Below are 13,567 nucleotides of genomic sequence, written 5' to 3' on the forward strand. Positions count from 1 at the left end.
TAATATTTTGTTTGCACTTTGAAGCTAAATTGTGTGACTTTTTTGTATGTAATTTATTGACAATCAATTGTTAATATTGTTTTTCAGCAAACCTTAAAGTAAGAAAGTTGGACAGCGGAAAGAAAGTTGCTACTATTTCAATAGCAACCAACGAAATTTATCGCGACGGCAAGGGTGAAAAACAATCGGAAACCACATGGCACCGGCTGGTGGCCTGGGGTAAGCAAGCCGATATTGTGGAAAGTTACCTGAAAAAAGGGTCGGAGATTGCGGTGGAGGGAAAACTTACCAACCGCTCGTACGACGACAAAAACGGCGATAAACAATACATCACCGAGGTGGTTGTCAATTCATTGCTTATGCTCGATAAAAACAAGAAATAAACGGGTTCTTCAGACATAGCAAATAATGAAACCGTACCGGGATGTCCGGTGCGGTTTTATTTTTTCGTGTGGTATCCCAGTATGTTAAACATGTCGTCCACCGTTTGCTCGGTGCGGTAAACGTAATCCACAAAATTTCCGGTTTCGTCGCGGTCGATAATCACATGCTGCGGCGATGGAATGAGGCAGTGTTTTATGCCGCCGTAACCGCTAATTGAGTCCTGGTAAGCCCCGGTATGGAAAAAGCCCAGGTAAAGCGGTTCTTTTTCGCGCGAGGAATATTTGGGCAACATAATTTGCTGGTTCAAATCTTCGGAATTGTAATAATCGGAATGGTCGCAGCTGATGCCGCCAATACTCACGCGGGTGTATTCGTTGTTCCACTTGTTAATGGGCAGCAAAATAAATTTTTCCAGAATCGACCACGCATCGGGGATGGTGTTCATCAGGCTGTTATCGATAATGTACCACAACTCGGCATCATTTTGCTGCTTTTGCTCCAGTACCGAGAAAATGGTTGCCCCGCTTTCGCCCACCGTGTATTTCCCGAATTCAGTATAAATATCGGGGTCGTCCATTTCTTCCGATTTGCACACATCTTTCACATACTGCACAATTTCTTTAATCATGTATTCATATTCGTATTCAAAACCCAGGTGGTTCCTGATGGGAAATCCTCCGCCCAGGTTAATTGAATTCAGGTTGGGGCACTCTTTTTTCAGTTCGACATAGAGTTTTACCGATTTTTGAAATTCGCCCCAGTAATAAAGTGTGTCCTTAATGCCAGAATCCACAAAAAAGTGGAGCATGGTCAGTTCAATATTCGATTTTTCCTTAATGTTGTTCCGGTAGAACTCAATTATTTCGGAGCCGCGAATTCCAAGGCGCGAAGTATAATAGGCGCTTTGTGGCTCTTCATCAATTGCTTTTCGGATGCCAATTTTTACTTTTTTCCCATTGGCGAAAGCAACAATTTTTTTCAGTTCGTTTTTATTGTCGAGTACAATGGTTGAGTCCACAAACCCCAAATCCTGCAGGCTGATTATTTTTTTGATATATTCATCTGTTTTATAGCCGTTGTGCACCAATTTCACATTTGTGTCCAGTTTTCCTTCTTTGTATAAATTCAGAATCAGATCAATATCGAACGACGAAGAAGTTTCGAGGTTGACATTGTATTGCAATGCCTTGCTGATTACATGGTGAAAGTGGCTGCACTTGGTACAGTAGCAATAATGATAGTCTCCCTGGTAATTGGAAGCTTTCATTGCACGCCGAAACAGGTTGCGGGCTTTCTTAATCTGGTCGCCAATGCGTGGCAGGTACATCAGCCGGAAAGGCGTGCCGTATTTGTTTATGAGGTACTTTAGCGAAACGCCGTAAAATGAAAGATTGCCGTCTTGCAGGTCGAATCCTTCCTGCGGAAAATAGTATGATTGTTCAATTAAATCGAGGTACGTGTTTTTCATTTCTTAAGTGCCAAATAAGTTCGCAAATATTTTACGCGGTAAAAATAAGCACCTTTTTTAAAAATACTTAATGATTGGATTTTTAATGTGTCCTTAATTCTGATTATTTTGCATTCGGGAGACTTCGGGTTTCCCAACTCATAGTGTTGGACTTTGAAAAGTCCGATTCCCGGCTAAAATGACCACTTCAGTCTGCCATACAGCGCTTTTCCCAGCTCGCCGTATTCGGTGCCTTCTTCTCCGAAAAACAGCTGGCCGGTTGCCATCAATTCAAGGTTGTTGCCAAGCGAGTAAGTGAAAGACGGCCCCAAATAAGCCGAACCATCGGAAGGATTCAGCATTCCTGAAAAACTGCCGGAAAATAACGGGGTGAAAGGGTAGGAGAGTTGCCCGAATAGATTGCAGCGGGCAGGAGATAATCGTTTGGCTGAAATATTCTGGTCGAAAAATTCGCGTGCGCCGGCTTTTCCGGTTACTCCCAAACTGTTATAAAGGACGGCAGCGTGAACGTACAGGCTGTTTTTGAACGTGTAATCACCCGAAACGGTGGCTACCAGTGCTTCTTCATTGTCGTTATTTTCTTCATGCGGAATAAACCACGAAACTTCGCCGCGGAAACCGCCCCCTTTGATGTCGCCCATCCAGCCGCCGCCAAGCACATAATCTTTGGGCATCCGTCCGCCGATAAATTGAAAATCATATCTGTATTTGGAAAAGCGGTACCTGCCGGCTACCGTCGATTCTGTTTTGTCTTCCAGGTCATTTTTCTCTATTTTGTACACCAGTTCTGCAGACGAAGTTACGCCCGTGTAATATTTGATTTTCAGGGCATCGGAACCGGGCCGTTCTTCGTAATCGAAATCAAAATAATCAAACGTGTTGAATATGTCGTTGGGGTTCCAAACCAGGTTGATTCCCCAGTTCACACGTTGCCGGCCTGCGGTAATTTGCCATTTTCCTGTGGTGAAATCCACCCAGGCGCGGTCTATCATAGAATGCAGAAACCAGCTATTGCCTGATGCCATTGTGTGAGACAAGTCGAAATAACCCGGATCAGTGTCCACAAACTTTTTGTAAAGCGGAAATTCGCGCACAAGCTGACCAGAGAATAAGCGGTTTCTGGCTTCTGCCGCAAAAGTAAGTTCGTTGGTTGCATACCACCTGAAATTAAGTCGGTTATGGATGAGGTTGGAGGAAAGATGATCGGTGTCGATTCCGGGTATTGGGTTTTCAGGTTTATAAAACATGTACAAATCTTTTACATATCCTGAAAATGATATTTTCTTGAGTTGTGCATTAGCTGTCAGGCTAAAAAACAGAAAAACAGGAAAAATGTATTTTGCAAATTTCATGGTTACTTTGTTTTGTAACTGCCGGCAAAATCCATCACGGTCATGTTGCCATATTCGGGGTGGCTGCCGGTAGCCACGCCCATCGTTTTAAAATCGGGATTCAGAAAATTTTTCCGGTGTCCACGGTTTTTAACTCCATCGTCAATCAGCAGGTAAATTACAATTTGCCTTGCATTGGTGCCACCGTAGGCAATGTTTTCCGCTATGCGGATATTCCAGTTCCCATAGCGCTCCATGCGTTCGCGCGATCTGGAACGGTCGCTTCCAATGTGGCCGGTGCGGCCCGTTTTCGACTGGTCTTTTACATGGTCGCTGGCAGCTTTCGTGAGGCCGCTGCTGGGATAGATTATAGGAAGTGGATCTTGTTTTTTCAGTACACGAACACATTCGTAAAGTGCCTGCACACCTTCGCGGGTAAGTAATGGTTTGTCGCCGGGATAATAGAGCAATTTTTGTTTGTAATTACTGGCCAGCGGGGCAATAAATTCTTCAGCGTACTTAGCCGGATTGGAACGTAATTTATTAATTTCCAGAAAAATCTCTTTCTCCAGAGGGGAAAGGAAACGTGCATTGGCTGCGGTGTTTAAAGTCGCATCGTTCCAGTCCGCATTGTTGTCATTTGCTGAAACGAGTTCGTTTACAAAAATTGTTAGAAATGCCAGAAGCATTATTCCTATTCTCTTCATAATTATTCTCTTTTTTCGTCGCTTTTTACTTTGCCGTCTTCCAGCGTAACCACCCGGCGCGCTTTGTTCACCACCCGCTGATCATGCGTTGAAAATATAAACGTAATATTTTCATTTTTATTAAGCTGTTCCATAATATCGAGCAGGTTTTCAGTCGATTTTGAATCGAGGTTGGCGGTAGGTTCATCGGCCAGCACAAATTTGGGTTTTGATGCCAAGGCTCTTGCAACGGCCACTCGCTGTTGCTGTCCTCCCGAAAGTTTCGAAGGCCGGCGATCCATCATTTCACCCAACCCGACTGCTTTCAATAATTCGGTGGAACGTGCTTCGCGGTGTGCTTTTTTAGCACCCTGCAAATGCATCACAAATTCCACATTTTCTTTAGCTGTGAACACCGGTATCAGGTTGTAGGCCTGAAACACAAATCCGATGTTGAACATTCTGAAATCAGTGAGCTTACGCGACGAAAGTGTATTGATTTCCATTCCGTCGATAATTACGGTACCTTCCGTGGCATCGTCGAGGCCACCCACCACATTCAGTAAAGTGGTTTTCCCCGAACCCGAAGGACCAACAATTGCAGTGAATTCGCCTTCTTCAATGGAAAGATCAACTCCATTCACTGCATGTACAGGAACCGAATTGTCCTCGTACGTTTTTTTCAGGTTTTTGATTTCTATAATTTTCATGACTATAATTTTTTAATGCATTAATGCAAGAATGCATGAATATGAGATTGCATTAATGTTTAGAATGAAGTCTTTTATAAGTTGTGTCTTTCGATTTTGTTGTAATTTTCAAAATTTCTGTTCCTTCGTCCAGTAGTCTTTTTAACTCTACTGGGTCGTTTGATAAATTGGAATCTTCAATGACTTCAAGCCAAAAAACAGATTCGTCGGCTTCTTCCACAACAATGCAAAGTTTGCTGAAGAATTCTGCATCCGACCTTCCCCTGCATGCCGAACGGTAATTGGCACCCACCGAAGTTGCTGCTTTCACCAATTGGTAAGTAACTACCGCTGAGGCCCTACATTTTCTCAGCGAATCGCAAAAGAGAATAACATCCACGCCAAATTTTTTTGTTCGTTTTTTTAATCCCTCTACAAATACATTTTTTTCTTCCATGGTTTTGTATTTTAATGCATTAAGGCAAAATTGCACTAATGCATGAATTATTTTTAAATCAAATTGAATAAATCATTTATTTCTTTCCATTTTATTATCATTAATATACTCTCTAATTTCTTCCTTAACGCATATACACCTTTATGCATTCTTGCATTACTGCCTTCATACATTTCCTATTCCGTCCTCGTCGCCTCCGCCGGATTCAGTTTCAGCGCTTTTCTGGCCGGCCATACAGCAGAAAGTACACCGGTTATAATTACCAGGATTCCAATGGTTATCAGTGTTTCACCACGCAATGAAGTGTATATCTGAGAGGCAAAGCCGTATTCTTCCAGTCCCTGGGCAAACATGGCAAGGTTGATGGGCCGGGTTTCGAAAAACTTTGTAACCACTGAGCCAATCAACATTCCCAAAATTCCACCGGAAACAGTAAGCAGAACCGATTCCAGGATAATCATGAAGAAAATCCGTCGTCTGTTCATTCCCACTGCCATGAGCATCCCGATTTCCTTGACGCGTTCCAGAACCGCCATCAGCATGGTATTGATGATGCCAAAACAGAGTGCCAGCAAAATTATCAGGATAAAAACATACATATACTGGTCCATGGAATCGGTAAGCAGCGACATTTCAGGGCTGATTTCCTTCCAGGTTTGCACCTCGTAATTTCCGGCCACTTTTTGGATGGATGGTTTAACAGCAGATGCCTCGTCGCCGTTTTCCAAAAGAATTGCAATTTCGTGTGCAGAGTTTTCTTCCATTCCCAGCTGCGCCTGCAAATCCTTAAATTTTACAAACAGGGTCGATTCATCGTAACTTGTGTTGGTGGTGCGGTAAATTCCGCTTACCCTGTATCCTTTGACGGACAGGTTTCCGTGGCGGTCAACCATTTGCACATTGATGCGTGTGCCCACTTTCAGTCGAAGTCGTTTGGCCAGTTTTTCGCCCACTACAACAGGCGGCATGCGGCTGTCGTGTTCCAGGTAAGCGCCATCAACTATTTTTTCCCAGATATCGGTTACCTTTTTTTCCTGTTCGGGAACCACGCCAATTAATTTGCCTCCTCCGGTTCCGTGAGCTGCCATAATAAACGGCTCGGCAATCAATCGTTGGCTTGCGGCGACAACTGAATCGAGCGCTGCAATATTTCCGAGGATTTCATCTGCATTATCAATTTTTAAGGCAATGTCGTTGTTTACCAGGAACTCCGGGGCATGAACCTGAAGGTGGGCCAGTTCGGTTTTGGTAGCCGATTCAATGCGTGCATCCACAGCTCCCTGCATAAACGCCATGGTAAATACCCCGGCAAACAAACCCAGCGCAATGGCTGCAATCATTACGAGGCTTCTCAGTTTATTGCGCCAAACGTTTCTCCATGCAATTGACCAAATCATATCTTTTTGTTTAAATTTAAAAGTTTCAAGTTCCAGGTTCCAGGTTCCAGGTTTCAGTTTCCAGGTTCAAAAGTTTCGCTCCTCGTCATCAGTCATCGGTCATTAGTTTTTTATGTAATCAAATTAAAAATGCGCTTGTAAACTGTAACTGTTTACTGTAAACTGCGACTCTAAACTTTTTTCATGCCCGCAATGCGGATGTTATTTTCAGCCGGTAAATGTTGTACACCGGGAAAATGGCAATAAACAGGCTGATAAAAAATATCAGGATCATCTGGTTGTAGAACAGCGAAGGCTGAATGGAAAAGAACATGTAAGGTTCCATACCGTACTGAACCGTTGCTGTGGCCATTTCGCCCGTGAGCGGAATGGGATTGTGATAAAACCAGAGGCAGAACAGGTAACTTACTGCCAATCCGATGGTACAGCCAATAATTCCGATAAAAAGTGTTTCAAGCAAAACTACAATAGCCATTTTTCGCTTTTTCATACCCACGGCGTGGATGACACCAAACTCGCGGCGGCGCTCTTTTACCATCATCATAATTACGCTGAACATGCCAAAAGCAATAACCAGGTACAAAATTCCAAGCATAATAATACCGCTTGCCCGGTCGCTTTGAATCAGTTGTTCAATTTCGGGTTGCATTTCCACCCAGGTAAGCACTGTTTTTTGAGAGGATAATAAGTTTCCGATGGCATTTTTTAGGTGGTTTACCTGGTAATGGTCGCTGGTCATTACCACCAGCGAAGTGGACAAGCCATACGCTGAATAAAACTCACGGGCAGTTTCAATATCTAGCAGCACCAACCGTTTGTCAAATTCCTGGTTGGGGTGTTCCATAATTCCTTTCACCGGGAAAAGTCCGTTTGCGCTAATTCCGTGGTATCCCTGTCCAATTATTACCAGTGTGTCGCCCACCGAAAGATTCAGAAAATCTGCCAGTCCTTTTCCAAGCACCACACTTTTGTCGCCCGGTTGAAGGAATTCGCCGGTTTTTATTTTTTTTGAAATCGCCGTAATACGGTTTTCCGCTTCGGGTTCAATGCCCAGTACCATGCCCGGTTTGCTGTGCTGGTGATTGGCTGCCAGGGCAAAAGATTCCAGCCGGTGCGAAACCAGTGTGACATCTTTAAGATTTTCAATTTGGTGTATCAATTCAGGCGAAACTTCCATGCTGTTTTCCAGTGTGCGTTCTTCCCAGTAAGCCGTATCCTGGACCTGCAGGTAGCCCGAGTAGAATTTCACCACGTTTTCAATCATACTGTCGTATGAACCTTCCTGCATGGAACGCATCCATGAAGCTAGTAACACACTGAAAATGATGGATGAAATGGCAATTAGTGTCCTTCGCCGGTTTCTCCAGAGGTTTCGCCATGCCAGTTTGATATTTGTTTTCATCTTATTCTCCTCATGTTTTGTTGCGAAAAGAACGATTCATCCAAATCCACATCAAATTCAATCTCGTCAAAGATCAAAACGGTTTTGTGACCTTCCTTGTCTGCCGGAATCATTTCCATCCGGGTGGGCATTTCGCGGTTGTCCATTGTTTTAATTTCCGAAAGAATTTCAATGTTAACCAGATTTTCATCCTCGTCGTAATACTCACCTCTGAGCCAGTGGTATTCATCTTTGGAAACCCACATCAAAATTTTTCCCCAAACCACCGGTGCATCAATTTTTGGGATAAGCTCAATTTTATAGCATTCATATTCCCGAATGGTTTCCTCGCCAAGCAATTTGTGGTTGTAATCTTTTTCCAGCGACGATTCCCGCACCAGGTCGTCGTTGGTAAAATCGGAGCCCATCCACGATTGCATCATCATTGATGGCGGAATTTTAATCATCCGCTCAATGGTGGGTACCCAGTTCCACATTTCGTTTTTGCGCTTCAGAAAAACCTGTCCTTTTTCTTTGGCCGGGGCGGTAATGTAAATCAGTGAGTAGTCGTTGCCGAGCGACCAGGTTTTCATGGAAATTTCGCGACTCCAGTTGGGGCGTTCAATTATCATGGTGGTTTGTCCGCGGCTCGATTCGCCCCTGAATTTTTCATCGGCTTTTCTGATAATCTCTGAAACATCCTGAGCAACGGAGCTGATTGAAAATAAACTTGCAGCGATTAATGTCAAAAGTGGTTTCATGGTACATTATTTAGTGGTTATCAACCTGAAACAGGCTTCTGTTACTTTATCTTCCAGTTGTTTGAGCGGGAAAAATTCGGGTGCGGAAATTACCACCAGCAGCGAGCCTTTTACCAGTGAACTGATGACCATGAGATCGCCTTCCGGATCTTTGCTTCCCATGGTTTTAATAAACTGATTGAGCATTTGCATAATGATTTGGGAACGGTCGCCGTATTTTTCCATCATCGATTCTGCAATGTCAGACTGCATAATTATTGCTGAATAAAGCTTCCAGAATTTTCGGTTTTTGCCGATGGCCTTAAAGCTGTTCCGGATAAAATGCTCGAACTCCTCGCGGGTTAAAATTCCGTCGTGGTTTAGATCGAAATTGGAGTAAATGGAATCGAATCCGGTTTTTATGATTTCATCCAGAATATCCTGTTTGCTTTCGAAATAGTTGTAGGCGAGTCCCTTTGAAACACCGGCTTTTTGGGCAACCTTACTCATGGACGTGGAATGAAACCCATTTTCGGCAAACAGTTCAAGCGCCGAATCCAATATTAGTTGCTTTTTCTGTTTTCTTATTTCTTTATATTGTTTCTGACTTCGAGGCATTGTTTTTTATTTGTTTATGACTGAACGGTTGGTCAAAGTTAAAACTGTTTTCTGAAAACTAAATAATAAATACTGTTAATTAATTGTTAATTATGAATGACCGGTCAGTCATTATTGAAATATATACAAAAGCAGGTTTTATCAGAAAAAAGGGCAGGAATAAAAAATAAACCTGCCCGGCAAAAAAACACTAATTTATTTATTCTGATTTTACATCAGTTGCCTGAATGTAAACCTGGTTGTCATCGAACAATTCAACCAGAAACCAGCTGTTTACCTTGTTTATGACCGATAATTCAATATCACCTGGAATTTGTGCAACTACAGTTGAATTTGTTTTGGCCTCTTCATAAACCGGAATGCGATCGCTGCGTTTTCCCTTTGTAATTCTACTTTGACAGATTACATGAGAAACCGATTTTTCTTATTTTTTACCCCGGCCCCAAGTGGCGAAATAAGAAAAATCTATTTGGTTCCCCTTGGGGTTTAGGGTAAAACGAATAGATTTTTCGATGTTAGCATAAAGTGTCAAAGTAGAAGTAATAACTTTTGCTGCCAAAACGGTGCTGCTGCCATCCGCAAATTCATATTTTCTTTTAAATTTGTGTGCAAATCAATAAAATCTTATGGTACATTCAAATCGAAGAAATTTCATTAAAAATTCAGCAATTGCAACAGCAGGAATAGGCGTGGCGCCGGCAGTATTAAATGCCTGTGCTTCTCCCGCCGAGAAAGTTAATGTGGCATTAATCGGATGCCGGAGTATGGGGTTCAGTGACCTTTCCACTTTTTTAAACCAGGAAAATGTGGAGTGCGTTGCTTTGTGTGATGTGGATTCCAATATTCTGGAAAACCGGGCTGGCGATGTGGAAGAAAAAACCGGGACACGTCCTCAGCTTTTTAAAGATTTCAGGGAAGTGCTCGATAATCAGGATGTGGATGCGGTGATTATTGGCACACCCGACCACTGGCATGCGCACATGATGATAATGGCGCTGGAAGCCGGCAAACATGTTTATGTTGAAAAACCCATGGGCCACAGCATCGAAGAGTGCAATGCCATGGTTGATGCCGCTGCAAAATACCCCGATCTGGCTGTTCAGGTAGGCATGTGGCAGCGCAGTTCGAAACACTGGTTTGAGGCTTCCGAAATTGTTAAGTCGGGAGAACTGGGCGATGTTCATTTGGTAAAAGCCTGGATTTACAAAGGATATGACGAACCTTATCCGGCAATGGCAAATTCTGAAGCCCCGGATTATGTTAATTATGACATGTGGCTGGGACCGGCTCCGCAACGGCCGTTCAATCCCAACCGTTTCCATTATAACTTTCGCTGGTGGTGGGATTATGCCGGTGGTGCCATGACCGACTGGGGCGTTCACCTGCTCGATTTTGCTCTTCATGCCATGGATGCCGGAATGCCGCAATCTATTTCACCCGGAGGTGGCATTTTTTATCACGAAGAAGGTGCTATCGAAACGCCCGATATTCAGCAGGCGCTTTACAATTACCCTAAACATTCCATGGTTTGGGAATGCGGGCTGAACCCTGGTATGGGACCCTACGGAAAAGGACATGGTGTTGCATTTGTGGGCCAGAAAGGAACACTTGTTGTTGACCGTGGTGGCTGGCAAACCATGCCCGACCGGAGCGATGCCAAAAAGGGACCGTTCTTTGAAGGGAAAACGCAAGAGAATTACGGCGACGGATTGAATGAGCATGTTCAGAATTTTTTGAAATGTATTCGCGAAGGCGGTACACCAAATGCTTCGGTTGAAATTGGCGCCAAAACGGCGATTGTTTCCGAAATGGGGAATATTGCTTACCGGACAGGAAAGCGAATTCACTGGGACGATGTGAATAAAAAGTTTAAAGAAGCAGAGGCTGACAAGCTCACACGGGTGAATTACAACGAAAAGTGGCCGTTGCCTCGCGTGTAGGTTATTAATTAAAGTCAAGATCGAAAAATCAATTTGCTCCCGGAAAACCGGGTGCTGCAAATTGATTTTTTTTAGCACAGTCCTTCAGAGCGGTGAAAATAATAGATTATCGACTAAATAAATTTTGAAAAATATTATATAATCTATTATCTTACAATGTTTTTCAAAAATTCTTGTAATCTAACTTAAATTTGCAACAGTAGAATCAGTTATGAACCAATAAAACAATTGCAATGAAACCGGACAGAAGAACATTTATCAGAAACTCTGCTATAGCCACTGCCGCTTTAGGCGCTTTTCCAACCATTTTGCGGGCCGGATTTTCGGCCAACGAAAAAGTTGTTGTAGGCCTGGTGGGCTGCCTTGGAATGGGGTTCAACAATCTGAAAACTTTTCTGAACCAGCCTAATGTGGAATGCGGCGCACTTTGTGATGTGGACCGCAATGTACTGGAAGAAAGGGCGGCCGAAGTGGAAAAAATTCAGGGCCAAAAGCCAATGTTGTACGACGATTACCGGAAACTGCTCGATAACAAAGATATAGATGTAGTGATTAACGCCACTCCTGATCACTGGCACGCCTTAATTTCAATTCATGCCATGGAGGCTGGCAAAGATTTATACACCGAAAAACCGCTGGCCAATTCTATTCAGGAATGTAATTTAATGGTGAAAGCTCAAAAACGTTACGGGAGTGTTGTTCAGGTGGGGCAGTGGCAACGTAGCGATCCGCACTGGAAAGCGGCGGTGGATTATTTGCACGCCGGAAAAATCGGGCGGATCCGTTCGGTGCGTTCATGGTCGTATGTGGGTTGGAAGAATTCCATCCCGGTTGTGCCGGATTCCGAAGTCCCTGAAGGAGTGGATTACGATTTCTGGCTGGGGCCGGCCCCCAAACGACCGTTCAACAAAAACAGATTTCATTTTACCTTTCGCTGGTACTGGGATTATGCAGGTGGTCTGATGGCCGACTGGGGCGTTCACCTGCTCGACTATGCGTTGTTTGGAATGAATCAGTATGTGCCTAAATCAGTAATGAGTACCGGTGGAAAATATGCGTTTCCCAATGATGCCATGGAAACACCCGATACGATGATGGCGGTTTACGATTTTGGCGACTTCGGATTGCTTTGGGATCATACTATTGGAATTTACGGTGCCCAGTATGGCAAACGCGGTCATGGCGTTGCCTTTGTGGGAGAATGGGGAACTTTGGTGGTTGATCGCGATGGTTGGGAAGTGATTCCCGAAACTTCGAGCACCAGTGCCAAAGAAGATTTTGAAGGCGTTCCGCTGCAAAAAGGAACAGGAAAAGGACTGGAATTGCACGTGAAAAATTTACTCGACTGCATTAAAACCCGCGAAAAACCCAATTGTAATATTGAAATTGGTGCGCACATTGCCCGGTTTGCCCATTTGGGAAATATTTCGTACCGGCTGGGCCGCAAGGTATTCTGGAATAACGAAAAGCAGGAATTTATTAACGATGCCGAAGCCACTGAAATGGTAAAAGCCCATTACCGTGCTCCGTGGAAAGTACCAAATGTTTAAATATTTTTGTTTTCAAGTCATCGGATGACATTACTGAAAAATCGGATTGGCAAATAAACAGGTCAGTCATCCGATGACTAAAAAAGAACATTTTTTAAGCTGAATTTTTATTCTGTTTCTGATTTACCGATTCCAAAATTTATAAATTTGCAGACGTAAAAGCGGGAGTAGCTCAGTGGTAGAGCATCAGCTTCCCAAGCTGAGGGTCGCGGGTTCAATCCCCGTTTCCCGCTCTGAAAGCCGGATTTTCCGGCTTTTTTTTTGAAAGCTCAGTGGTAGTCCCGAGCACTCGGTGTCCCAAGCTGAGGGTCGCGGGTTCTGCCGTAGGCATCACTACGTGGGATCCCCGTTTCCCGCTCTGAAAGCCGGTTCTGCCGGTTTTTTTATTGTAGTTGTAGCTCAGTGCCAATTCCGGATGTTCAGTGGAACAGGCTGAGGGTCGCGGGTTCTGCCGTAGGCATCATTACATGGAATCCCCGTTTCCCGCTCTGAAAATCTAACGCTTGCAAAATGAAAATTGCAGGTCTTTTTCAAATGCAATTATTTTCATGCAGGGCAGAAGGGAAAATTTAAACAAAAACCAGTTCCAAAAAATAACAAAGAATACAAATTGCAGTTGATTTGGAACACTTCAAAAAGTAGGTGGAGAGTTCTTCAACTAATGACCAATTTTCCCCTGCCGGGAGCTCTCATTTTTGCCTTGATGCAAAAACGAGACAAAAAAATCGAGGCTGATTTTCATCTTTAACCTCCATTTTCATAAAACCTAACTTCGGCCGAGTGATCTCATCATATATTCGGAGCTTCCCGGTCTTAGTAAGGTTTTATATTAAGGTTTGCTGAAAAACAATATTAACAATTGATTGTCAATAAATTACATACAAAAAAGTCACACAATTTAGCTTCAAAGTGCAAACAAAATATTA

General features: G+C 43.5%; 11 protein-coding genes, 1 tRNA gene and 1 pseudogene. 4 read left to right on the forward strand and 9 right to left on the reverse strand.

Annotated features, from left to right (window positions below):
• Window positions 1-101: 101 nt before the first annotated feature.
• Window positions 102-383: pseudogene (locus BUC07_RS19690) on the forward strand (single-stranded DNA-binding protein); the annotation flags it as partial.
• A gap of 56 nt (window positions 384-439) precedes the next feature.
• Here BUC07_RS19690 and BUC07_RS19695 read toward each other — a convergent pair.
• The 9 genes from BUC07_RS19695 to BUC07_RS19735 all read right to left on the reverse strand — a co-directional run bounded on the left by BUC07_RS19695 (window position 440) and on the right by BUC07_RS19735 (window position 9,151).
• Complete coding sequence (locus tag BUC07_RS19695; protein WP_073173924.1) at window positions 440-1,852, reverse strand: type III PLP-dependent enzyme domain-containing protein; 1,413 nt, start codon at window positions 1,850-1,852, stop codon at window positions 440-442.
• A gap of 173 nt (window positions 1,853-2,025) precedes the next feature.
• Entirely contained in the window at window positions 2,026-3,204 is a 1,179-nt protein-coding gene (locus tag BUC07_RS19700) for a hypothetical protein (RefSeq protein ID WP_073173926.1), read from the reverse strand.
• A 2-nt stretch (window positions 3,205-3,206) separates the two neighbouring features.
• On the reverse strand, window positions 3,207-3,890 hold the full coding sequence (locus tag BUC07_RS19705; protein ID WP_073173928.1) for a CAP domain-containing protein: 684 nt from the start codon (window positions 3,888-3,890) through the stop codon (window positions 3,207-3,209).
• A gap of 2 nt (window positions 3,891-3,892) precedes the next feature.
• Window positions 3,893-4,579 carry an ABC transporter ATP-binding protein gene (locus BUC07_RS19710; protein WP_073173930.1) on the reverse strand — a complete coding sequence of 229 codons (687 nt, stop codon included), beginning with the start codon at window positions 4,577-4,579 and terminating at the stop codon, window positions 3,893-3,895.
• A gap of 52 nt (window positions 4,580-4,631) precedes the next feature.
• A complete protein-coding gene (locus tag BUC07_RS19715) occupies window positions 4,632-5,015 on the reverse strand; it encodes a four helix bundle protein (RefSeq protein ID WP_073173932.1) in 384 nt (127 codons plus the stop codon).
• Window positions 5,016-5,191: 176 nt separating this feature from the next.
• The gene (locus BUC07_RS19720) at window positions 5,192-6,412 is read right to left on the reverse strand and encodes an ABC transporter permease (protein WP_073173935.1); all 1,221 of its coding nucleotides are present in this window, start codon (window positions 6,410-6,412) and stop codon (window positions 5,192-5,194) included.
• A gap of 181 nt (window positions 6,413-6,593) precedes the next feature.
• Window positions 6,594-7,814, reverse strand: coding sequence for an ABC transporter permease (locus BUC07_RS19725; RefSeq protein ID WP_073173938.1), 1,221 nt, complete (start codon window positions 7,812-7,814; stop codon window positions 6,594-6,596).
• Window positions 7,811-8,554, reverse strand: a complete 744-nt coding sequence (locus BUC07_RS19730) for an outer membrane lipoprotein-sorting protein (RefSeq protein ID WP_073173940.1) — start codon at window positions 8,552-8,554, stop codon at window positions 7,811-7,813. The genes BUC07_RS19725 and BUC07_RS19730 overlap by 4 nt, the downstream gene beginning before the upstream one ends.
• A gap of 6 nt (window positions 8,555-8,560) precedes the next feature.
• Window positions 8,561-9,151, reverse strand: a complete 591-nt coding sequence (locus BUC07_RS19735; RefSeq protein WP_073173942.1) for a TetR/AcrR family transcriptional regulator — start codon at window positions 9,149-9,151, stop codon at window positions 8,561-8,563.
• 626 nt (window positions 9,152-9,777) lie between these two features.
• Here BUC07_RS19735 and BUC07_RS19740 point away from each other — a divergent pair.
• The 3 genes from BUC07_RS19740 (at window position 9,778) to BUC07_RS19750 (ending at window position 12,874) form a co-directional block, all read left to right on the forward strand.
• Window positions 9,778-11,091, forward strand: a complete 1,314-nt coding sequence (locus BUC07_RS19740) for a Gfo/Idh/MocA family protein (RefSeq protein ID WP_073173945.1) — start codon at window positions 9,778-9,780, stop codon at window positions 11,089-11,091.
• 233 nt (window positions 11,092-11,324) lie between these two features.
• Entirely contained in the window at window positions 11,325-12,641 is a 1,317-nt protein-coding gene (locus BUC07_RS19745) for a Gfo/Idh/MocA family protein (protein WP_073173947.1), read from the forward strand.
• Between the two features lie 161 nt (window positions 12,642-12,802).
• Window positions 12,803-12,874, forward strand: a tRNA-Gly gene (locus BUC07_RS19750).
• Window positions 12,875-13,567: the final 693 nt, after the last annotated feature.

Source organism: Tangfeifania diversioriginum (genome assembly GCF_900141875.1).
Lineage (GTDB): Bacteria > Bacteroidota > Bacteroidia > Bacteroidales > Prolixibacteraceae > Tangfeifania > Tangfeifania diversioriginum.

What these genes read in the sequence shown, in the direction of transcription:
- BUC07_RS19725 (WP_073173938.1), bottom strand. Translation starts at nt 7,814, where the DNA reads ATGAAAACAAATATCAAACTGGCATGGCGAAACCTCTGGAGAAACCGG.
- BUC07_RS19710 (WP_073173930.1), bottom strand. Translation starts at nt 4,579, where the DNA reads ATGAAAATTATAGAAATCAAAAACCTGAAAAAAACGTACGAGGACAAT.
- BUC07_RS19740 (WP_073173945.1), top strand. Translation starts at nt 9,778, where the DNA reads ATGGTACATTCAAATCGAAGAAATTTCATTAAAAATTCAGCAATTGCA.
- BUC07_RS19705 (WP_073173928.1), bottom strand. Translation starts at nt 3,890, where the DNA reads ATGAAGAGAATAGGAATAATGCTTCTGGCATTTCTAACAATTTTTGTA.
- BUC07_RS19700 (WP_073173926.1), bottom strand. Translation starts at nt 3,204, where the DNA reads ATGAAATTTGCAAAATACATTTTTCCTGTTTTTCTGTTTTTTAGCCTG.
- BUC07_RS19730 (WP_073173940.1), bottom strand. Translation starts at nt 8,554, where the DNA reads ATGAAACCACTTTTGACATTAATCGCTGCAAGTTTATTTTCAATCAGC.
- BUC07_RS19695 (WP_073173924.1), bottom strand. Translation starts at nt 1,852, where the DNA reads ATGAAAAACACGTACCTCGATTTAATTGAACAATCATACTATTTTCCG.
- BUC07_RS19735 (WP_073173942.1), bottom strand. Translation starts at nt 9,151, where the DNA reads ATGCCTCGAAGTCAGAAACAATATAAAGAAATAAGAAAACAGAAAAAG.
- BUC07_RS19715 (WP_073173932.1), bottom strand. Translation starts at nt 5,015, where the DNA reads ATGGAAGAAAAAAATGTATTTGTAGAGGGATTAAAAAAACGAACAAAA.
- BUC07_RS19745 (WP_073173947.1), top strand. Translation starts at nt 11,325, where the DNA reads ATGAAACCGGACAGAAGAACATTTATCAGAAACTCTGCTATAGCCACT.
- BUC07_RS19720 (WP_073173935.1), bottom strand. Translation starts at nt 6,412, where the DNA reads ATGATTTGGTCAATTGCATGGAGAAACGTTTGGCGCAATAAACTGAGA.